This window comes from Flavobacterium algoris (assembly GCF_048158525.1).
In the GTDB taxonomy this organism is placed as follows: Bacteria; Bacteroidota; Bacteroidia; order Flavobacteriales; family Flavobacteriaceae; genus Flavobacterium; species Flavobacterium algoris.
On record NZ_JBLNKT010000032.1, the window covers coordinates 19503 to 42005 of the forward strand.

Annotated in this window: 17 protein-coding genes and 1 tRNA gene; all 18 read left to right on the forward strand. The window is 33.4% G+C overall.

All coding sequences use genetic code 11. The annotated features are described in order from the left end of the window. The first annotated feature begins 91 nt into the window (after window positions 1-91). Window positions 92-730, forward strand: a complete 639-nt coding sequence (locus tag ACM55I_RS13950; protein WP_416847470.1) for a peroxiredoxin — start codon at window positions 92-94, stop codon at window positions 728-730. Between the two features lie 87 nt (window positions 731-817). Beyond that, entirely contained in the window at window positions 818-1126 is a 309-nt protein-coding gene (locus ACM55I_RS13955) for a thioredoxin family protein (protein ID WP_416847471.1), read from the forward strand. 132 nt (window positions 1127-1258) lie between these two features. Next, complete coding sequence (locus tag ACM55I_RS13960) at window positions 1259-1516, forward strand: DUF6952 family protein (RefSeq protein WP_039107819.1); 258 nt, start codon at window positions 1259-1261, stop codon at window positions 1514-1516. Between the two features lie 192 nt (window positions 1517-1708). Next, window positions 1709-2206 carry a thiol peroxidase gene (gene tpx / locus ACM55I_RS13965; RefSeq protein ID WP_039107820.1) on the forward strand — a complete coding sequence of 166 codons (498 nt, stop codon included), beginning with the start codon at window positions 1709-1711 and terminating at the stop codon, window positions 2204-2206. Between the two features lie 10 nt (window positions 2207-2216). After that, on the forward strand, window positions 2217-2591 hold the full coding sequence (locus tag ACM55I_RS13970) for a diacylglycerol kinase family protein (protein WP_416847472.1): 375 nt from the start codon (window positions 2217-2219) through the stop codon (window positions 2589-2591). A gap of 19 nt (window positions 2592-2610) precedes the next feature. Next, window positions 2611-5073 carry a DNA translocase FtsK gene (locus ACM55I_RS13975; RefSeq protein ID WP_416847473.1) on the forward strand — a complete coding sequence of 821 codons (2463 nt, stop codon included), beginning with the start codon at window positions 2611-2613 and terminating at the stop codon, window positions 5071-5073. 4 nt (window positions 5074-5077) lie between these two features. Further along, window positions 5078-5767, forward strand: a complete 690-nt coding sequence (gene lolA1, locus ACM55I_RS13980) for an outer membrane lipoprotein periplasmic chaperone LolA1 (protein WP_416847474.1) — start codon at window positions 5078-5080, stop codon at window positions 5765-5767. A 6-nt stretch (window positions 5768-5773) separates the two neighbouring features. Further along, the gene (locus ACM55I_RS13985) at window positions 5774-7207 is read left to right on the forward strand and encodes an LptF/LptG family permease (RefSeq protein WP_416847475.1); all 1434 of its coding nucleotides are present in this window, start codon (window positions 5774-5776) and stop codon (window positions 7205-7207) included. A 9-nt stretch (window positions 7208-7216) separates the two neighbouring features. Then, window positions 7217-8350, forward strand: a complete 1134-nt coding sequence (ribB, locus tag ACM55I_RS13990) for a 3,4-dihydroxy-2-butanone-4-phosphate synthase (RefSeq protein ID WP_039107827.1) — start codon at window positions 7217-7219, stop codon at window positions 8348-8350. A gap of 167 nt (window positions 8351-8517) precedes the next feature. Beyond that, window positions 8518-8602 (forward strand) — tRNA-Ser (locus ACM55I_RS13995). A 251-nt stretch (window positions 8603-8853) separates the two neighbouring features. After that, window positions 8854-10101 (forward strand): site-specific integrase, encoded by a 1248-nt coding sequence (locus ACM55I_RS14000; protein ID WP_416847476.1) that lies wholly within the window; start codon window positions 8854-8856, stop codon window positions 10099-10101. Between the two features lie 496 nt (window positions 10102-10597). Further along, window positions 10598-11038, forward strand: a complete 441-nt coding sequence (locus tag ACM55I_RS14005; protein ID WP_416847477.1) for a T9SS type A sorting domain-containing protein — start codon at window positions 10598-10600, stop codon at window positions 11036-11038. A 91-nt stretch (window positions 11039-11129) separates the two neighbouring features. Beyond that, window positions 11130-17681 carry an RHS repeat-associated core domain-containing protein gene (locus ACM55I_RS14010; RefSeq protein ID WP_416847478.1) on the forward strand — a complete coding sequence of 2184 codons (6552 nt, stop codon included), beginning with the start codon at window positions 11130-11132 and terminating at the stop codon, window positions 17679-17681. Beyond that, window positions 17681-18322, forward strand: a complete 642-nt coding sequence (locus tag ACM55I_RS14015) for a hypothetical protein (protein ID WP_416847479.1) — start codon at window positions 17681-17683, stop codon at window positions 18320-18322. The genes ACM55I_RS14010 and ACM55I_RS14015 overlap by 1 nt, the downstream gene beginning before the upstream one ends. Before the next feature lie 183 nt (window positions 18323-18505). Continuing rightward, window positions 18506-18904: a hypothetical protein gene (locus ACM55I_RS14020; RefSeq protein WP_416847480.1), complete on the forward strand. Its 399-nt coding sequence runs from the start codon at window positions 18506-18508 to the stop codon at window positions 18902-18904. Window positions 18905-18912: 8 nt separating this feature from the next. Further along, complete coding sequence (locus tag ACM55I_RS14025) at window positions 18913-19236, forward strand: DUF1493 family protein (protein WP_416847481.1); 324 nt, start codon at window positions 18913-18915, stop codon at window positions 19234-19236. Between the two features lie 75 nt (window positions 19237-19311). Continuing rightward, complete coding sequence (locus ACM55I_RS14030) at window positions 19312-19731, forward strand: hypothetical protein (RefSeq protein ID WP_416847482.1); 420 nt, start codon at window positions 19312-19314, stop codon at window positions 19729-19731. Between the two features lie 111 nt (window positions 19732-19842). Beyond that, entirely contained in the window at window positions 19843-22398 is a 2556-nt protein-coding gene (locus ACM55I_RS14035) for a PKD domain-containing protein (protein ID WP_416847483.1), read from the forward strand. Window positions 22399-22503: the final 105 nt, after the last annotated feature.

Consider the following 22503-nt stretch of genomic DNA (forward strand, 5'->3'; position numbering starts at 1 on the left):
AAATAAATTTTTATAATCAACTGCTATTCCTATTTACTTTTAGTATAACTACTTTTGCGCCATCAAAAAAACAACTAAAAAAGTAAATAAAATGTCATTAGTAGGTAAAAAATTTCCAAGTATTGCAGTAGATGCTATCTCTGAAATGGGTGATAATTTAAAAATCAACATTTTCGAAGAAGCAGTAAATAACAACAAAAAAGTACTTTTGTTTTGGTACCCAAAAGATTTTACATTTGTTTGCCCAACTGAATTACATGCTTTTCAAGCTGCTTTACCTGAATTTGAACAAAGAAATACAATTGTTATTGGTGCTTCTTGCGATACTAACGAAGTGCACTTTGCATGGTTAAATACTCCAAAAAATAATGGTGGAATTGAAGGTGTTACCTACCCAATTCTTGCTGATACTAACAGAAACTTATCTAATATTTTAGGAATTCTTGATATTGAAGAAACAGGTTATAGTGAAGAAACAGATTCTATCATTATTGAAGGATCTAATGTAACGTACAGAGCAACGTATCTTATCGATGAAACTGGAAAAATTTTCCACGAAAGTGTAAACGATATGCCATTAGGTCGTAATGTAAATGAATATTTACGTATGGTTGATGCTTACACACATATTCAAGAAAAAGGGGAAGTTTGTCCTGCAAACTGGGAAGCTGGAAAAGAAGCAATGAGCGCTGACAGAAAAAGTACTGCAGAATACCTGAGTTTAAACTAGTTCAATAACAATTTCAATGGCAATAATCAATTTCAATACTAAATATTGACTATTGATATTGCTATTGATTTTTTAAATTTTAAAATTATGTTAATCGAATTAAACGAAGATACATTAGCGGATTTAATTGCAAAAGACGAAAAAGTTGTAGTTCAATATTCGGCTTCATGGTGCGGAAATTGTCGTATCATGAAACCAAAATTCAAAAAATTGGCTTCAGAAAACGAAACAATTACTTTTGCTCTTGTTGATGCTGAAAATTTTCCTGAATCCCGAAAATTAGCTAATGTGAGTAATTTACCAACTTTTGCCACTTTTGTAAATGGGAAATTAGTAAACGAAACACAAACCAATAAACAAGAAATACTGATTGAATTAGTGAACGAAATCGTTTAATTAGATCACTAGACTCGCTTAGATTTTTAGACTTCTTAGTTTAATAGATTCCTAGAATCTTTTATCTAAAATTTGAAAAGAATTTAAGAGGTCTAAAAATCTAAAATGTCTAAAAATCTAAGAAGTCTAAATATGAAATTACCGGTAATTAAGCATTTAACGCAGTTTATAGAAGAAAATGATGAAGATTATATCATAGAAACAATTGAAGTTCTGGAAGCAATGACTGAAATTACATCATTGAAAGATGAAGAATTAGATGTAATTGGTGAATTGATTTCTAATATGTATGGCGCTTTAGAAGTTAATAAATTGGTAAAAACTGGTACTGATAAAAAAGAAGCTTTAAACAGTTTTATGAAACGAGTTTTGGGTTCCATCGACAAATAAAAAAGAATTTTTAATTCAATATTTCTAAAACGCACTCCGAAACGAGTGCGTTTTTTTTATGCCTTTTATAAAAAATACATTGGGTTGTACGGGTTTACTTAATGCTCCAAAATCTTGAACTTTATCCCGAAGTTTCCTAACTAAATCTTAAATAATTTTCATACTTTTGAGCCTCATTAAAAAACAAATATTATGGCTTCAATCACATTAGGAGGAAATCCAATACATACTTCAGGAGAATTACCAAAAGTAGGTTCTAAACTTATTGATTTTAAATTAGTTAAAAACGACCTTTCTATTGCTTCACTAAGTGACTTTGCAGGAAAAAAATTAGTTTTGAATATTTTTCCAAGTATTGATACAGGAACATGTGCTACATCGGTTAGAAAATTTAACGAAAGTGCAAGTAAATTGGAAAATACCAATGTATTATGTATCTCAAGAGATTTACCTTTTGCCCAAAAACGTTTTTGTGGTGCTGAAGGACTTGAAAATGTTGTTAATTTATCTGATTTTCAAGAAGGAAGTTTTGGAAAAACAAATGGTTTAGAAATTGTAGACGGTCCTTTAGCTGGTTTACATTCCAGAGCTATCATTGTTGTTGATGAAAATGGAACAGTTACACATACGGAACAAGTTGCTGAAATTGCAGACGAGCCTAATTATGAAGCTGCATTAGCGGTACTTTAAAAGCATACGAATGGAATTTCAAAAAGATAATACTTTCTTTACCGGAAGATTAAAAAGTGTCACTTATGCTTTTAAAGGTGCTTTAAAATTAATCACCACAGAACACAGTATAATGGTACAGTTTTCATTAGGAATTCTAATGACTATTGCTGGATTCTATTTTGGCATAACTGCTACACAATGGCTTTTTCAAACTATGGCTATTGGTCTTGTTATGAGTATCGAAGGTTTAAATACTGCTGTTGAAAAAATAGCCGATTTTATTCATCCCAATTATCATGAAAGAATTGGATTCATCAAAGATATTGCTGCAGGAGCTGTATTTTTTGCTGCTTTAACTGCAATAGCAATCGGTTTAATCATATATATACCTATATTATTCTAAGGTAGAATTACAATCAAGAATGGCAAAAACAACAAAAACTGCACCTTTAGATAAAAAAAAGGATTCTAAATCTGAAGAAAATAATCCGTGGAGAGTAACCAAACAACATAAAATTGTTCTTGGTTCTCTTTTGGTATTATTTTCAATTGCTTTATTATTCGCATTTATTTCCTTTTACATTTACGGTCAACAAGACCAAAGTGCCGTTGATGAATTGACTAATAGAACTGAAACTGTTCACAATTGGCTAGGGAAATTTGGTGCTTTTTTAGCTGACTTGATTGTTTATAAAGGTTTTGGACTTGCCGCTTTTATATTCGTTCGATTATTTTTTCTTACGGGAATGTATATGGTTCTTTCCATATCCTTAAAAAAACTAAAGAATATTTGGTTTTGGGATTTATTCGTTATTATTATTCTATCCGTTTTATTTGGTTTTTTTGCTACTTCAATTCCTGAATTAGGAGGAACAATAGGATATGAACTGAATTTATTCTTACAAGATTACATTGGAAAAACTGGAACATTATTGATTTTGTTGTTTGGATTAATCATCTATGTAATTTTCAAAATTAAAATTTCTCCTGAAAAAATTCAATCCTTTTTTAACGATACAAAAAAAGAAATCAAAGCTGATTTAGCCACTATTCCTTTAAATGGAGGAAAAAGTAGCGGGTATAATTTAGAAGAATTTGCTGTTGTAGACAAAGAAAAAGAAGAAGAACTGGATGGAATACATTTAAAGACAAATGGTTCTCAATTCGAAATTAACAAAGAGGCATTAAAACCAACCATAAGCAACTCATCGGATATCAATAGAGATCCAATTGCAAAACCTCTTGCTATGGAAGTTACACCAATAGTAACTCCCGAAATTATTTCGAACCCTGCAGACACTTTCGTTATAGAAACTGCTCCGGAAGAAGATATTATCGAGGAAAATTTAGCCTCGCGATTAGTGGCTGATTTTGGATTATTCGATCCAACTTTGGATTTATCCAATTATAAATTTCCTACAATAGACTTATTAAAGGAATATTCTACTGGTGGAATCACCATCAACCAAGAAGAGTTAGAAGAAAATAAAAACAGGATTGTTGATACGTTGCGCAATTACAAAATTGAAATTGCACAAATAAAAGCGACTGTTGGACCATCAGTCACCTTGTATGAAATAGTACCGGAAGCGGGTATTCGTATTTCTAAAATCAAAAGTTTAGAGGATGATATTGCATTGTCACTTTCGGCATTAGGAATTCGTATCATTGCTCCTATTCCAGGAAAAGGGACGATAGGAATCGAGGTTCCTAATAAGAATCCTACGATGGTTTCGATGAAAAGTGTCATTGGCTCAGCCAAATTTCAAGAAGCGGAGATGGAATTACCAATCGCTCTTGGAAAAACAATTTCGAATGAAACTTTTGTGGTGGATTTAGCCAAAATGCCTCACTTATTGATGGCTGGTGCTACCGGACAAGGAAAATCGGTAGGATTGAATGCCGTTTTGACGTCGCTTTTGTACAAAAAACATCCAGCAGAAGTTAAATTTGTTTTGGTCGATCCTAAAAAAGTGGAACTTACATTATTTAATAAAATTGAAAGACATTATTTAGCAAAACTTCCTGACATGGATGATGCCATTATAACTGATAATGCAAAAGTAGTCAACACCTTAAATTCGCTGTGTGTAGAAATGGACAACCGTTATTCTTTGTTGAAAGATGCAATGGTGCGCAACATTAAAGAATACAACGATAAATTTAAGGCTCGAAAACTGAATCCTGAAAACGGTCATCGATTTTTACCTTATATCGTTCTTGTAGTTGATGAGTTTGCTGATTTGATTATGACTGCAGGAAAAGAAGTCGAAGTTCCCATTGCTCGGTTGGCACAATTAGCGCGAGCCATTGGAATTCACTTAATTATAGCCACACAAAGACCATCTGTAAATGTAATTACAGGTTTGATAAAAGCCAATTTCCCTGCCAGAATAGCTTTTAGAGTTACCTCCAAAATTGATTCGCGAACCATTCTTGACACTCAGGGTGCTGATCAATTAATAGGACGAGGAGATATGCTTTACACAAACGGAAATGACGTTGTTCGCGTACAATGTGCCTTTATCGACACCCCGGAAGTAGAAAAAATTACTGAATTCATTGGTTCTCAAAAAGCATATGCAACGGCTTATCTACTCCCAGAATTTGTTGGAGAGGAAAGTGGCATTAATCTTGATATGGATATTTCCGACAGAGATACTTTGTTTAGAGAAGCCGCCGAAATTATTGTAAACGCACAACAAGGTTCCGCTTCATTGTTACAAAGAAAACTAAAATTAGGCTACAACAGAGCAGGTCGATTAATTGATCAACTCGAGGCTGCAGGAATTGTAGGCCCTTTTGAAGGAAGTAAAGCACGTAGTGTAAATATTCTGGACATGAGTTCTCTTGATCAATTTTTCAACAATGAACAAAATAATTAACACCATGAAATCAAAGATTCAAGCATTAAAAAAAAATAATATAAAAAGAATAAGCAAAATATTTTTTCAAATTACCGCTTTATTACTTTTTAGTTTTTCAATACAAGCCCAAGATAAAAAAGCAAAAGATCTCTTGGATCAAGTTACTGCAAAAGTGAGAAGTTATGACAATATTGTAATTGATTTTAAATATTCTTTGAATAATACCAAAGAAAATATCAATCAAGATAGCAAAGGGAATGTAACAATGAAAGGCAATCAATTTGTATTAAATTTCATGGGAGTTACCAAAATTTTTGATGGTAAAAAGACCTATACTATTGTTCCTGAAGATGAAGAAATTACTATTTCTAAAGTAAATGATAAAGATGATAATGCCATTACTCCATCAAAATTATTGACTTTTTTCAACACCGGTTATAAATACAATATGGATATGTTGCAGGATGTTAAAGGAAGAAAAATTCAGTATATTAAATTGGTTCCTACTAATGCAAAAGATCAGAGAAAAGAAATATTATTAGGTATTGATGTACAGACTAAACACATCTACAATTTGATTGAAATGGGTAAAAAAGGCACAAAAACCACTTTAACAGTTAATTCTTTTAAAACCAACCAACCTTTGTCAAAAAATCAATTTACCTTTACCGAAAGTAAATATCCAAATTACTACATCAATAAATTAGATTAATTTTAGGTGAAAATTCTTGACAAATACTTATTAAAAACATTCCTCACTACATTTACTACGGTTTTTGTAATACTATTCTTTATTTTCATACTTCAAACTGTTTGGTTATTTATATCCGAATTAGCAGGTAAAGATTTAGATTTACTAATGGTTATCAAGTTTCTGGGCTTTTCGATGCCTCGAATCATTCCTTTGGTTTTACCGCTTTCTGTTTTATTGGCTTCGATAATGACTTTTGGGGATTTATCTGAAAATTATGAATTGGCAGCCATGAAATCGGCGGGGGTTTCTTTAAAAAGAGCGATGAAAAGCTTAACTATTTTCATTCTTTTATTGAGTATTATTGCGTTTTTTTTTGCAAATAATGTGATTCCTTTTGCTGAATTTAAATTTATCAATTTTAGAAAAAATATAGCGCAAGCTAAGCCTGCTTTGGCAATTGCTGAAGGACAGTTTAGTAATGTGGGATTTTATAATATAAAAGTGAATAAAAAATCCGGAGAAAACGGAAATTTTCTTACCGGAATCACAATCCACAAAAAATCAAATCTTGGTGATGGCAGCAAAACGGTTATCAAAGCTAAAAACGGGGTATTGATAAGCAACGATAAATCCAGTATTCTGCAATTGGTACTGAATGATGGCTACTATTATGAAGATATCGTTCCTAAAAAATTTGAAGACAGGAGCAAAATGCCATTTGCAAAAAGTTCATTTAAAAAATACGTTATCAATATTGATTTATCAAAATTGAATAAAGTGGATGTAAATGATCAAAGCATTGCTAACACCAACACTATGCTTACGGTAAGTGAATTAAATTACACATTGGATTCACTGCATAAAAACTTAAAAACAGATGTTATTTCTTTTTCTGAAAACATGAATCAGCGAATAGCCATTCCTAAAGACAATAAAATACAGCCTCTTAAAAAAACAAAAAAACTACCCAATAACATTCTTTCATTATATAACAATGATCAAAAATCAAAAATATTAGATCTCGCTATTAGCAACTTAGCGAGTACTAAATATTCTATTGATGCCAGTAATACCGAATTTAAAAATAAACGAAAAAACATTAATAATCATGTGCTTGCATTTTATGACAAATTTGTCATAGCATTTGCTTGTTTTTTGATGTTTTTTATAGGAGCTCCTTTAGGCGCAATTATTCGAAAAGGTGGACTTGGACTTCCTATAATTTTTGCCGTTTTAATTTTCATAACATTCCACTTTATAAATACTTTTGGTAAAAGAATTTCACAAGAAGATGGCTTGACACCATTTCTGGGAGCCTGGATGTCATCAATCATCCTAACCCCATTAGCTATACTTTTGTCTTACAGAGCCACAAATGATATCGGATTAATTAATATGGATGTTATTTTAGCTCCATTTCAAAAAATATTTCAAAAAATATTCCCATCACAAAATTAAACAACACTCATGGTTACAAATAAAATACACCTCAATACAATAGAAGAAGCAATTGAAGATATCCGACAAGGAAAAATTATTATTGTGGTTGATGATGAAGATAGAGAAAATGAAGGTGATTTTTTGGCTGCAGCAGAAAAAGTAACTCCTGAGATGATTAATTTCATGGCTACCCACGGTCGTGGATTAATATGCGCTCCATTGACAGAAAGCCGTTGTAAAGAATTAGGACTACATGTAATGGTGAGCAACAATACAGATCCTATGGAAACTGCTTTTACAGTTTCAGTAGATTTAAGAGGAAATGGGGTTACGACTGGAATATCAGCAGCCGACAGAGCCAAAACTATTTTATCGCTTGTAGATTCAAAAACTAAACCACATGATTTAGCACGACCAGGGCATATATTCCCTCTTATCGCTAAACAAGGGGGAGTATTACGAAGAACTGGACATACTGAAGCTGCAATAGATTTTGCACGATTGGCAGGCTTTAAATCAGCTGGGGTGATTGTAGAAATCATGAATGAAGATGGTTCGATGGCGCGTTTACCACAATTAGTAAAAGTGGCTAAAAAATTCGATTTAAAATTAGTTTCTATCGAAGATTTAGTGGCATACCGTATGCAACACGACAGCTTGATTGTTAAAAAAGAAGATTTTGATATTGAGACGCGTTTTGGTACATTCAGACTACGTGCTTACCAACAAACAACTAACAAACAAATTCATATTGCTTTAACAAAAGGGACTTGGAATTTAGGAGATCCTATTTTAACCAGAATTCATTCCTCGCAAGTTAATAATGACTTATTGGGAACCTTAACCAATAATGTTGACCAACAACTTGACGACATGTTTAAGGTTATTAATGAACACGGTAAAGGAGCCTTTATTTTTATCAACCAAGACATGCAATCTATTAATTTATTGAGTCGTCTTGCTGAGCTTAAATCACTACAAGAGACAGGAGAAATGAAAGCTCCTAAAATCGTTATCGATAGTAAAGATTTTGGAATTGGCGCACAAATATTACATGATATTGATATCTCAAAAATTAGATTAGTTTCCAATACAGAGGGTACTAAACGTGTCGGTATGATTGGATATGGATTGGAAATAACCGAATATGTAAAGTATTAAACCTATTTATTAAATTTTTATAAAAATAATTTTCTTCTAAAGTATAGAAAATGAAACATTTAAAAAATAGTCATTAAAATAGATGCTTTTTTTATAAAAATAGATTTGCATAACCAAAAAAGGTTCTTATATTTGCACTCGCAATCAGGTAATGAAAGTGACATACTGGAGAAATGGCAGAGCGGTCGAATGCGGCAGTCTTGAAAACTGTTGACTGTAACAGGTCCGGGGGTTCGAATCCCTCTTTCTCCGCGGATTGTTAAACAATCTTTATCAAAACCCACTAAATCGTACGATTTAGTGGGTTTTTCGCTTTTATACCATTCCAGATTATTCAAATAATCGCATAACTAAAGTGTCTTTATCGGTGTCTCTAAAAATTGTCATTTTACAGACACCGAATTTATCGAAAAGACTTGTATAGCAAGGTGTTCAGCTAATGAACATCTTGTAAAAACTAATCTTAAACAATAAATTTAGTATTAACTTAAAGTCACCACACAATGCAAAACAAAATCTCCATTCTCTATTACATCAAGAGAACAAAACCCAACTCTAATGGACAAGTTCCAATCTATTCCAGAATTACTGTAGATGGCAAACGATTTGAAATAAGTGCCAATCGTTTTATTGAACCTAGCAAATGGTCATCAGAAGCTAATAAAATGAAGGGACAATCAGAGGAAGCGCGTTCAATTAATAGTTACCTTGATATTCTAAAAGGCAAAGTCTATGATGCTCAAAAAGAATTAATCCATAATAACACTCCAGTTAATATTGATACAATCAAAAATAAGGTTATTGGAGTTGAGCAAAGAGCCAGAATGTTAGTTCCCATTTTCCAAGAGCATAATAACAAAATAGAAATTCTAGTAGGCCAGGAATTTGCTCCAGGAACATTAGAGCGTTATAAAACATCCATGAAACATACGATTGAATTTCTACAATGGAAATATTCCGTTTCTGATATCGACATTAAAGATATTGACCATTCTTTCATAACAGAATATGAATTCTATTTGAGAAGTGTTCGTAAATGCGCCAATAACACCGCCGTAAAATACATCAAGAATTTCAAGAAAATAATCAAAATCTGTATTTCAAATGGGTGGTTAGATAAAGATCCATTTGCAAACTATAAATCAAAAATTCGTGAAGTCGAAAGAGATTATCTAACACAAGAAGAAGTTCAGGACATATATTCTAAAGTATTTGCAACCGAAAGACTGAACCAGGTAAAAGATATTTTCGTTTTCAGCTGCTTTACAGGTTTGGCTTACATCGATGTCAAAAACTTAACCGTATCAAACATCAGTATGGGTATTGATGGCGGAAAATGGATATTCACCCATCGACAAAAAACAGAAACAGCCTCAAGAATCCCCCTCCTCCCTATTCCAGAAGAATTAATTCTGAAATATGCCAATCATCCACAATGCATAAATGAAGACAAACTATTACCCGTTTTAAGCAATCAAAAAATGAATAGCTACTTGAAGGAAATAGCGGATGTTTGCAGCATTAAAAAAGATTTAACCTTCCACATTGCCCGACATACTTTTGCAACCACTGTAACACTTACAAATGGCGTCTCCATAGAAAGCGTAAGCAAAATGTTAGGGCATAAAAACATAAGAACCACACAACACTATGCTAAAATATTGGATAAAAAAGTGAGTGAGGATATGATGGTTTTACGAAACAAAATGTCAAACCTCAACAATGATAAAATTATAAAAAAGACTAATTAGAATTTTCACTAGTTATAATAAATTTAGAATAAACAGCATAATTCAGGCAATTAAAAGGCATTTTAATGAAAAAATAAAACAGTAGCAGGTAGAAATATAACATATGCAAAAGTGATAAATTTTCACATTTTCCACCAAACATTTGTAACATCCGTGACGTTTGCAAATGGAATTCCTATCGAAAGCGTGAGCAAAATGCTAGGTCACAAAAATATACAGACTACACAAAATATCATTCTTTTTTCAATCTTTATCATTACAATTATTTCATAAAAATATGTTAAATATCACCAAAAGTGGGTATTGTGGGTGCTAATAAATTACTCTATAATTGCCAGAATATTTTTATAAAATTTAATGCGATGCCAAAAAGATTATATAATTCTTATTTAATAACCTGAACTTGAAAAAAAACATTCCTAGCTACGCTCTCTGTACTAACAATAGTAAAAACCATTAATAATATCCATAACACAATAATTTAAAAATAAAAATCATGAAACATTTTATATTATTCATGCTATTGGGATCTTCTGTTTTAGCTACAGCTCAAAACAAAATTCTTTTTAGTTATGATACTGCAGGAAATCAAATTAATAGAGAGTTGTGCATCAATTGTCAGACGGGCAAAAAGGCTATAGATGTAAAAAAAATAACGAAAGAGGATTTAATAAAAAGTGATGTTTCAGATCAAATTTCTTATTATCCCAATCCTGTTAAAGAAGAACTGTATCTTGCTTGGGACCTAGTAAATAATAATACGGTTACATCAATTCAAGTTTATTCTTTAAGTGGACAATTATTACAGTCATTTCAAAATATGAATAAAAGTAATAGACAAAATATCCCTTTCGCAAATTATCCTAGGGGAGTTTATGCTGTTGTATTATTCTACAGTAATGGTGAACAAAAATCTATTAAAATTATCAAGCAATAAAGTTATTTATATAAAATAAGCATAACGGAATTTTGAAGCAAACACCAGTAGTGATCTGCTAATACATATGACCAATAAAAAATATCAAGTTATGAAACAATATTACCTATTACTAGCCATTTTTGCTACTCATTTAATTGCTGCACAAAATTTTACCGACACAAAAGGCGAGCTACAAATCTCTAGCTCAGGTACAGCAACATACAATTTACCGATCGCTATGCCCCCAAGCATAAAAAATGTAGCCCCTGTAATAAACCTCACATACAGTAGTGGTGTTAGAGGCGGGATAGCAGGGCAAGGCTGGAATATTAATAGCATTTCTACTATTAGCCGGATGGCCACTAGAAGAGATATAGATGGTTTTGTGGATGGAGTCGATTTTGATTCAGATGACAAATTAGCTCTCGACGGACAGCGATTATTATTAAAAACTGGTACATACTTGGCTGATGGATCTACTTATGAAACGGAATACAAAAGCAACACCAAAATTGAATTAAAGATTGAAAATGGTGGTGCTTCTACTTTCTTTATTGTTACGAGTCCTGATGGATCTAGAACTTGGTATGGTTCTAAAGGTTCAGGTACTTACCAAAATGCAACATCTACAAATGCATGGTTTATAGTGCGATTTGAAGATACTAATGGCAATAATATTGAATATAATTATACCAATATAGTATATAACAGTACAAATCAACTGTACATAAATTATATTACATTTAGTGCCAATCAAGTAGTTGGAATAGCTTCTCAGAATAAAATTGTATTTAATTATAGAGATGCTAAACGCATAGAAAGAGATTATATAAAAGGGGCACCAGTTTATGCAACAAAAATTCTTGACAATATACAAGTACTGGCAAACAATGTTTTATTCAGAAAATACCAGCTTTCTCAAATAGAAGATACTAGTTTAGGGTATGAACGCATCTCACAAGTACAGGAATTTAATGCTCAAAATGAGGCTTCAAACCCAGTTCTTTTTGAATATAATAGTACATCCACAACAACGACAAGAACAGAGAAAACCTATACCAATAACCTCAATTTTAATAACACTGATTTAGCTGGAGATTTTGATGGAGACGGAAGACTAGATTTTGTAGCTAATGACCAGCTGTTTACAAATTTATTTAATGGGAGTAGTGGAAATACTCCCATCAACTTGCCATTTTCTTCTGCCAATAAAAAAATGTTCACAGCTACAACAATTTTAAATAATAAACTTAATCAAAATTCATCAATAGTTTTGGTAAATGATACTGCAAATAACACAGAATTTAAAATATATAATAAAGATACTGCCGGAGTTACTTACAATTATTCTAGAAATTTCTCAATGAATAATAGTTTCACAACGGAGTATACTTCTAGTTCACAATACACGCCAGAATGCTATTCCTGTGATTATTCAAGTTATCAAGATACACGAGATTGTGACAATATAGCAATTTTAAATAACATAAAAAAAAATTTATATATTGAGGGAGATTTTAATGGTGATGGTGTTAGTGAAGTCTTAATTAGAAGTGAAGATGGAAATCCTCATTACATACTGGAAACAACAAATTATGAAGATGGAATGGGCTTTTGGGCCTACGCAACTTGTAATGCACAGGTCGTTTCAAATGGTGGAGGTATGAAGTATTATCTAGCGGATTTAAATCCCAGCTCAAGTAGTATTTTAGGTGGTAAAGGATTTGTGGATTTAGGATTAAATACTATTTTTTTTAATGACATCGATTTTGGTCAACAAAAAGAATATGTAGCTGATTTTAATGGAGATGGTAAATCAGATATTTTAATAGTTAGATTTGATACAAAAGCTTATAAAATACTAAGTTTTAAACAACTTAATGTATCTCCTTGGGTTCAATTAGAATTAATTGGTTCAGGTATATTAGACAAGTACTCAAGTACTAAACAAATACTTTTTGGTGACTATAATGGCGACGGTAAGACCGATTTGATGCTGCCTGATACTGAGGGAGGGATTAATAATACCTTGTGGCATACGTATTACAGTAATCCAAAACCTACCGGCGGTGACTTATTTGTTAAAGAAAGTCAAAATATTGTTGAATATTGGCCTAATACTGGAACCTATTACTCAACCCAAACCCACTTTAGTAGTTATTATGCCATGGACATCAATGGTGATGGAAAATCGGATTTAGTTAGGGTATGGAGAAAATATTATAAACCGGCATGGACAATCAATGATCACAACACACAATGGCAAGTAACCGCTTTTACCAACAATATTGGTAAAATTATAGGATCTGCTTTTACTCAAACCTATGATTCAGGAATATTTGACTCTGGTTCTCCGGACATCCCGATTCCTATATCTTCCAATTATAAATATCAAGGAGCGAATACAGAATTGGTCATTGTACGAGGCCATTACAACAAAATTGAATATTATCAATTCAATAAAGATGTAGATACTGATAACAGACTAAAATCAGTAACTGAATCCAGTGGAAACATCAAACAAACCATTGATTATTCAGCAATGGTTTCTGGAGATGCTGGACTTGGTAACTATTCAACTGATTTTTATTCTTCGAGTAATACCGCAACGTATCCTGATATTGAAATCATCAGAAACACGGCTAGTTATTTAGTTTCAAAACTCACAGCTACCATAAATGGCGTTTCCAAGTTTCAGGACTTTAAGTACAGAAGTTATATTTCTAATTTTAATTATGGAACAGTTGGTTTTAGCAGAACGGCAAGAAGCAGTTGGTATTTATCGCCTTCTGACGCTAAAATATGGACTACACAATACAATGACACCAGTCTCAGAGGAGCCAATACAATAACCTGGTCTAATACGAATCCTGCAACGGTATTTGCTACTATACCAGATAACCTGTTGAGTACAAAAACAAATATTTTTGCGACCTATACTAATCCTACGACAAAGGTTTATAATGTATTGCTTAGTTCACAAACTACAATAGATGCCATTACAGGTATAAAATCAGAAAATACGTTTACTTATGATGGTACAGTTACTTCTGCCAATTATTATGGTTTGCAAACCTTAAGCGTTGCCAAACAATATAGCGGAACGACAGTACAAGGCACAACTACTACAACCAGCGTATATGACAATAATCCAACAGGTGTGGGAACTGCTTACTATATAGGAAGACCGAAGTCAACAAATACTTCTACTTTAATATATACAGGTGATACCCGTACCTCTGGCGAAATCTATACGTATACAGGAACAAACTTAACCAAAACGGAGAAAACAGGCAATAACACCTATGCCATCGTAGAGGATATGACCTATGATACCACTGGGAATTTACTAACCAAAACCGTATCAGCTCCTGCTGCCCCAACTCTTATTGCAGCAAGAACCATTACAGATGAGTACGATACTACCAAACGTTTTGTGATTAAGAAAACAGATCATCAGGGATTTGTCACGAGCTTTATCTACAACACGCTTGGACAAGTAACAAAATCGACCAATTATTTAGGTGTGGTTAGCGATTTTGTTTTTGACAATTGGGGCAAACTCACCCAAACCACAACTACAAATGTATCGACAACACCATTGGTTACCACCATTACCTATGCTAAATTAGCCGATGGGGGTTATACCACTACCAGTCAAAACACGGTGGGTGATAACGCCAAATCAATCACGCAATACGATGTTTTAGGAAGAACAGTTATTAATACCACCAAAGGTTTTGCAGTCAATTCTTTAATCTCTAAACAGGTGGTTTATGATGCGTTAGGCAGAAAACTGAAGGAAAGTGAACCCTATTTTTCTGCTCCAAGCAAATGGATTTCTTACGAGTACGACTATTTACAACGCCCTACAAAAGTAACCGCTTCTACAGGACGAATTCAGACATTAAGCTATTCAGGCTTAACCACAACAAGTGTGGATGACGGCAAAACGACAACAGCAACTGTTGATGCTTTGGGCAATAAAACACAAACTTCGGATCCTGGCGGTACTATCAACTTTACGTATTATGCCAACGGGCAGCTCAAAGAGTCTAACTACGAAGGACATAAAGTAGCTATAACCATTGACGGTTGGGGAAACAAAACAGCAACGAGCGATCCTAATGCTGGTACGTATACGTATGCTTACGATGCTTTTGGGCAAATAATAAACGAAACCACACCAAAAGGATCAACAAATAATACTTATGACAATTATGGTAAACTGATTAAGAAAAAAATATTGGGTGATGGTGCCGATTATGAGACGGATTATCTATATAACTCTTTTGCGCAATTAACATCCGAAAGCAGTAAAAAAGCAATAGGAACCACGATAGATAGTTTTACCTATGGTTTTGATACGCTCCACAGACTAAATACGACCAGCGAGAGTAATGCCAGTTTCTCGCAAACTAAAAGTATTACGTACGATACTTATGGGCGGGTTGCTACTGCCACAAATGCTACACAAGAACTAACCACTGGATTAAGCACCTCAGTAATTACCAAAAATAATTACAATACGTACAACGGTATTATGGATAAAATGACCGATGCGAATGATACTGTTTTATGGCAACTGAATACGGCTAACGAAAAAATGCAATCCCTTACAGAAACTTTAGGTAATGGAATCGCGATTACGAATGTTTATGATACCGATAACTATTTTACTTCTCAAAAACATGCCAAAAACAGTATAAATGTATTGTATAACACCTACAGTTTTAATGCGGTAAAAGGCACCTTAAGCAACCGCCAAAATGTAGCCTTGGGTACAAACGAGGTATTTACGTATGACACTTTAGATCGATTAACCCAATGGACCAACCCATTGACAGCTGCTCTTGACACGAATACATATGATACTAAAGGAAGGATTACCAATAACAACAAGTTAGGGACGGTAAACTACAACACCAATCTAGCCACAGGAATTTATCAAAAAACATCGATAGCCTTAACGACTGAGGGGACTAATTATTACACCAACCTGCCGAAACAAACGGTAAGTTACACAATGTTTAAAAGTCCTATCTCGATTAACGAAAGTAATAAAGGCAGTACTGCTTTTGTATATAACTCGCATCTGTCACGACAAACCATGACCTATGGGTATCAAATGCCTGGAGCTGTGTATACCAAATCCAAAAGTTATACTGATGACGGATCTGTAGAAATCCTAAAAACACCTGCCACCATAACTATACGAACCTATATGGGAGGTGATGCGTATACCGCTCCATTATATGTTGATAAAATCAAAACTATAGCCACAGGAGCAATTGTAGATAAGAAATACTACCTACATCGAGATTATCTAGGAAGTATAATAGCCATCTCTGACGATATGGGTGTGGCGGTAGAACGTCGCCAGTTTGATGCGTGGGGTAATCTTGCTAAACTAGAACAAAACGGTGTGGCAATAACATTGCCTACTAACGGTAGTAGCGCAGGATTAATGATGTTGGATCGTGGCTACACCAGCCACGAACACTTAGCAGAAGTAGGATTGATACAAATGAATGGTCGTTTGTATGACCCCGCCTTACGCTCTTTCTTAATGCCGGATAACTTTATACAACAGCCAGAAAACACGCAAAACTACAACCGTTATGCGTATGTATTAAACAACCCTTTGATGTATACAGATCCTAGTGGAGAATTTGGAGTTTTATTAGCTATAGGCATAGGAGCTTTAGTTGCCGCCACAACCTATACCATGACGGCACTCCTTGCCGATGTTCCCTTTAGTGTAGGTGGTTTAGCAAAAGCCACTTTTATAGGGGCAGCAAGTGCCGCAGTAACTTTTGGTATAGGAACAGCCGCAGGGAATTTATTTTCATCAACACAACTTTGGGCTAAAGCTGCATTTCAAGCTCTTGCACACGGTACGTTTCAAGGAACGATGTCTGGTATACAAGGAGGCAAGTTTTTTAGTAGCTTTGTAGCTGGGGCTTTGAGTAGTATTGCAGCGAGTGCTTTTAGTTGGGATGGTAATAGTGCAGCGAAAGGGTTAGGTTGGGCCAGCAGTATTCGTGAGAGTGGTGCAGGCATGATTGCCTTTGGTACGGTTTCTGGCGGTACTGGTGCAGCCATTACTGGTGGAAATTTTTGGCAAGGAGCTGTAACAGGACTTGTTGTGAGTGGATTAAATCATTATGCACATAATATTAAAACCAATAGATATATAGATAAAAGATTACTTTCTTTAGGTAAAAACCCAGATAGTGCAGCTCAAATTGAACAAAGCGAATTGGGAGGCTTTGCCAAAGATATGTACCCTAACATGATGGAGCAGGCAGATGATGCACCATTTCTTTTGAAAGATAAAATAATATCGCCAAACGGCGAAGCTGCTTATGGACAAACTGTTGCCACTACCAATAATGGAGTTACTCATGCTAGTCATATAGAAATAAGTAGATCCTCTCTGAGTAGTTGGCATACATTAGCTTCAACAATAGGACACGAACTGAATCATTACATTTTCTACAACACAGAAGTCTATGATAGATGGGTTAGAAACTTTGGTGTAGATAGAGCAGATGCTCTTAATGAATACAAAGCCCATTACTGGGAGAAACAATGGGGTGGGTCTCCAAGTATGGATGTAATGAATAGGAATTTAAGAATATTTAATACTGTAAAATAATGGGGGAATTTGTTATTAATAAAAGAATACTGCTTTTATTGTTATTAGGTTTAACAATAATAGCTTGTGATAAGAAAACAGAAAAGAAACGAGACGTTTTCTTTTTAGTGGAACCCTTCAGTGCAGTTAGTGATTCAGTTTTAAAAATAATGCTAATAAACAATACAGCCAATAACTATTTTATAACCTTGGATACTACTAGAGCATATGACTACCCTGATTTTAATCCTAAAACCAATAGTAGTTTTATACTCAAGCCTTTTGTTTATAATGATGATAAATTGATTTATATGATTGGCGAAGGCGCTGTACAAAAAACAATGGACACAGAAAAAGGAATTGCTCAATCAGATGCTTTTTATAAAGATTATATTACGCTAAAGAATGCAATTTTTTTAAAAAAGAAAAGTTCAAGATATATAGAAATACCGTTCCTTTTAAGTCATAAATTAGGTATTTTTACATATCATTACGATTTAGAAAAAGGAAAAAAGTATCAGTTGCAATTAGAATATCAAATGCTAAAAGAAACAACAGAAAAACGGATCACTAAAAGTAAACTAGATTCTCTACAAGAACTAGGCTATACTCCTTATTATGAAAAGATAGTTTCTAATAAGGTACCGTTAATTATTGAGTAAAAGCGAATACTCATACCAAGGGCTGTTATTGGGCTCATCGTAAGTGGATTGAATCATTTTGCGCATCAGACAAATTCGGAAGAACCAGATGACAATATTCCTTTCAATACAAAAAGACAAATTATTCACAGTAGAGAGAATATGAGACGACGATGATAGGATTTTTGTTAATGGTAAGAAACTATGGCAACAACAACAGGTCTTTTAGGTTCTGTGTTGAGAGTAAGCAGTTTTTCTGTATCTGAAATAGGTTCTCATGGTGTTGGAATGGGTTTGACAGATTTAGTTTTAGATGGTATCAACTTACTTGAAGGCGCTACTTTAGTGAAAATGGGATTTACAAAAGTATTAAAATCATCTGTTGGTTTTAGAGTAGGTTTTGGTGCTTCAAAGGAAACGTTGCAATCATCTGCTTATTTTATTAAAATTTTAGGATTTAAAAGTTTGCCTGTATCGAGATTACCTACATTATATGGTCCTGCAAAAGATTGGGGGACATTTTTAGGCAGAAATTCACCAATTTTTGGTGGAATTCAAATGTCAGGAGGCGCATATGGTATTTACAATTCAACAAGTAACTAATTTTTTGCATGGACGAGTTAGAAAAAAAAGTAATAGATTTTTTCAATAAAAACAATATTGTTAAAAATAATAAAATTGATTCTAGTATAAATAAACCAAATTATTTTGCTGACGAGGCTTTCTTTTTAATGGAGGAATTCTTTGTAAAATTCAATATAGATAAAGGATATATTGATATAGATAAGTTTTTTAATCCATTACCAACTTTAAGTTTTAAGCATTTTTTAAATCTTTTTGGATTAAAAAAAATGGAATATCCTGAAAAACCAAAAATAACTATTGGACATATGATAGAAGTAGCTAAAAGGAAAGAATGGTTTGACCCAATATAAAACAAAAAAATCGAGCAAAATTTGCTCGATTTCTATAGGAGAGTTAAAAAGAACAAAAACTATAATTATTTAAATATGAAAAATATACCATTTATTATATTATTACTTATTACAAGTTTAAGCTTTGGTCAAAAAACACAAGGAATAGAATCTAAAACATATGACCCTAAACTAGTAGGTTCTTGGAAGGGTTCAGAAATTGAACAACAGCAAAAAGGGTTAAGTAAATATTGGGTGTCATGTAGATTTGAGAATGGAACAAGTACATTATTATTCGTTATAATAGACAAAAATGGACAAGTAACTCAAGAAACCGAAAACGGTAAATGGTGGGTTGAAAACGGTAAATATTACGAATTACACAATGTTGATAATGTTACTGATATTTATGAATATGAAGTTATTGATAGTAGTGTAAAGTTCACTGCAGTTGAAGTAATGGGCGATAAAAATTCAAAATATACTTTTTTTGATTACAAAATCGAAGAAGATTAGTTTAACAATTAAAAATAAATGGTTACATTTTTGGTAATATTCTTGTTTATGGTCTGATTGGATTAACAATTGCCACAATTATTGGAGCTATATACAATTCTATCTATATCTATGAAATACAAATTTTTCATTATATTTTTATTTTATGTAACACTCGCTTTTTCCCAACAGGAAGCGAGTGTTTGGTATTTTGGGCAGAATGCAGGGCTTAAATTTCATCCTGATGGGAGCGTTACTTCATTAGGTGATGGTAAATTAAAAACGAGCGAAGGTTGTGCTTCTATTGCAAATAGTAACGGAGATTTATTATTTTATAGTGATGGTCGTACTGTTTGGGATAAGAATCATTTAGTTATGCCAAATGGGAATTATTTAAATGGAACTGGACTGCTTGGTGATATTTCTAGTACTCAATCTGCTATAATTGTCCCTAAACCAGGTAATCCAAACCTATATTTTATTTTCACATTAGATGAGCCTCATCATGAGAACGCTGCCAAATATCCAAATGCATTTTCTGGAAATTATATAGACACTGATAGCGGTAAAACACCGGATAATGACGATGGATTAAATAATGGGTTGAATTATTCAATAGTAGATATAAGCAAAATAGGTAGTAATGGAAGTATTGGAGATATTATAAGTAGAAACAATCATCTCATTACCTATGATACAAATCCCCTTGGTGAGGAAATAAAATATAAGTGCTCTGAAAAATTAACAGCGGTAAATGATGCTTCTGGAAATGGATATTGGGTCATTACACAATTTACAGATAATTTTTACGCTTTCAAAGTAACAACAACAGGGGTCAGTAGTACACCAGTAAAATCAACTATTTCACCAAGCGTTCCTGTTTTTGGGTATCGTAGAAATGCGATAGGCTATTTAAAAGCATCTCCAAATGGTAAAAAATTAGCAGCAGCATACGATCAAATTGATACAGCGACTAGTCCCTACAGTAATTATAAAGGGTCAGTATATATCTTTGATTTTGATGCGTTGACTGGAGCTGTTTTTAATCCCAAATTAATTCTTACTGAAGTTAAAGCGTATGGTGTTGAATTTTCTACTAATTCTAATGTTCTCTATGCAAGCTTTAATTCTTCCATAGGTAATTCTTATCAGTTGGCACAATTTGATTTATTGAGCATAGACATCCCTAGTTCAAAAACAGAAATTTTCGGGGGTAGTTATGGTATTGGAGCCTTACAATTGGCACCAAATAAAAAAATTTATTATTGCACTTATAATCTAAATTCTTTAGGGGTAATAAATAATCCCGATGTGCTGGGTTTAGGTTGTAGTTTTGATACAGCTGGACAACCGCTTGCTAATAATACAAGTCGCCTATTGGGATTACCACCATTTATCACCTCGTTTTTTGATGCTTTTTTTGATGTCAAAAAATTATGTCTTGGCGCTGCAACAGAATTTACATTAAATTCAATACAAGCGATAACAGCAGCCAACTGGGATTTTGGAGATGGAATCTCTTCCACTGATATAAGTCCAACGCATCAATATGCAACGGAGGGTACTTATACAGTTTCGGTAACAGCGACTGGCATAACAGGTTCCACCACTAAAACCAAAGACATTGTAATCTCGAAAGTTCCCTCTGCAACAATACCGCAAAACTTGCTAATTTGTGATACTAATAATGATGGGCTATATAATTTTGATTTAACTACGCAAAACACAGCAATATTAAATGGTCAAGATCCTAATTTATATGCAGTAACCTATTTTGCCAATGCTACAGATTATATGAATAATGTAGCTATTACTACAGCGAGCAATTTTATCAATCCAGTGGCGTATCAGCAAGAAACCATTATTGCAGAAGTTTCGAATAAGGGTAATGGAGATTGCAAAAGCACAACCAGTTTTAGCATAGATGTGTTTGATTCGCCACTACCCAATTCACTAAATAATATTTCGAACCTAAGTAGTTGTGATAACACAAGTGCAGGAACAGATTCTGACGGTCGAGTAATTTTCGATTTGACACAGAGAGAAACAGCTATTTTAAACGGTCAATCGGCTACCCAATTTTCGCTTTCTTACTTTAAAGATGCAGCATTAACTCAACCTATTGCCATCCCAACAGCGTATCAAAATACGAATCCTTCAGAAACGATATATGTAAAAATGACAAATAAAGACAATGTAATTTGCTCTGCGACAACCTCATTTACGATTCAAGTGTTGGCTTTGCCGGTAATTACTAATGTTGTCGATTTGAAACAATGTGATGATAATATTGATGGGTTTAGTGTTTTTAATTTAGAAGAAGCTATTAGTAAAATAACGGCTAACGCTGCAACAGAAACAATTACTTTTTTTAAAACCCAAACAGACGCACAAAACAATACCAATCCGATACCGAATACTATAAGCTACACCAATCAAATTGTAAGTGTTGACAAAGTTTATGTAAGAGTAAGTAATAGCAATGGTTGTTATAGAATTGCTCAATTAAATCTTATTGTCTCTACCACACAAATTCCTTTGAATTTTTCAAGAGCTTATACCCAATGTGATGATGCAATCTCTGGCACGAATACAGATGGAATAGCTTCTTTTGATTTTAGCAGCGTAACGAATCAAATTAAGTCCATATTTCCTGCAGGACAATTACTGGATATTTGGACATGCTAACTTAGCCATCACAGAAAGTTAAGAAATAAATCTTAATTTTAACCTATGAAACAAGTGCGCAAAATTTATGACAAAGCTTTTAAAGAGAAAGCAGTCCAATTGAGT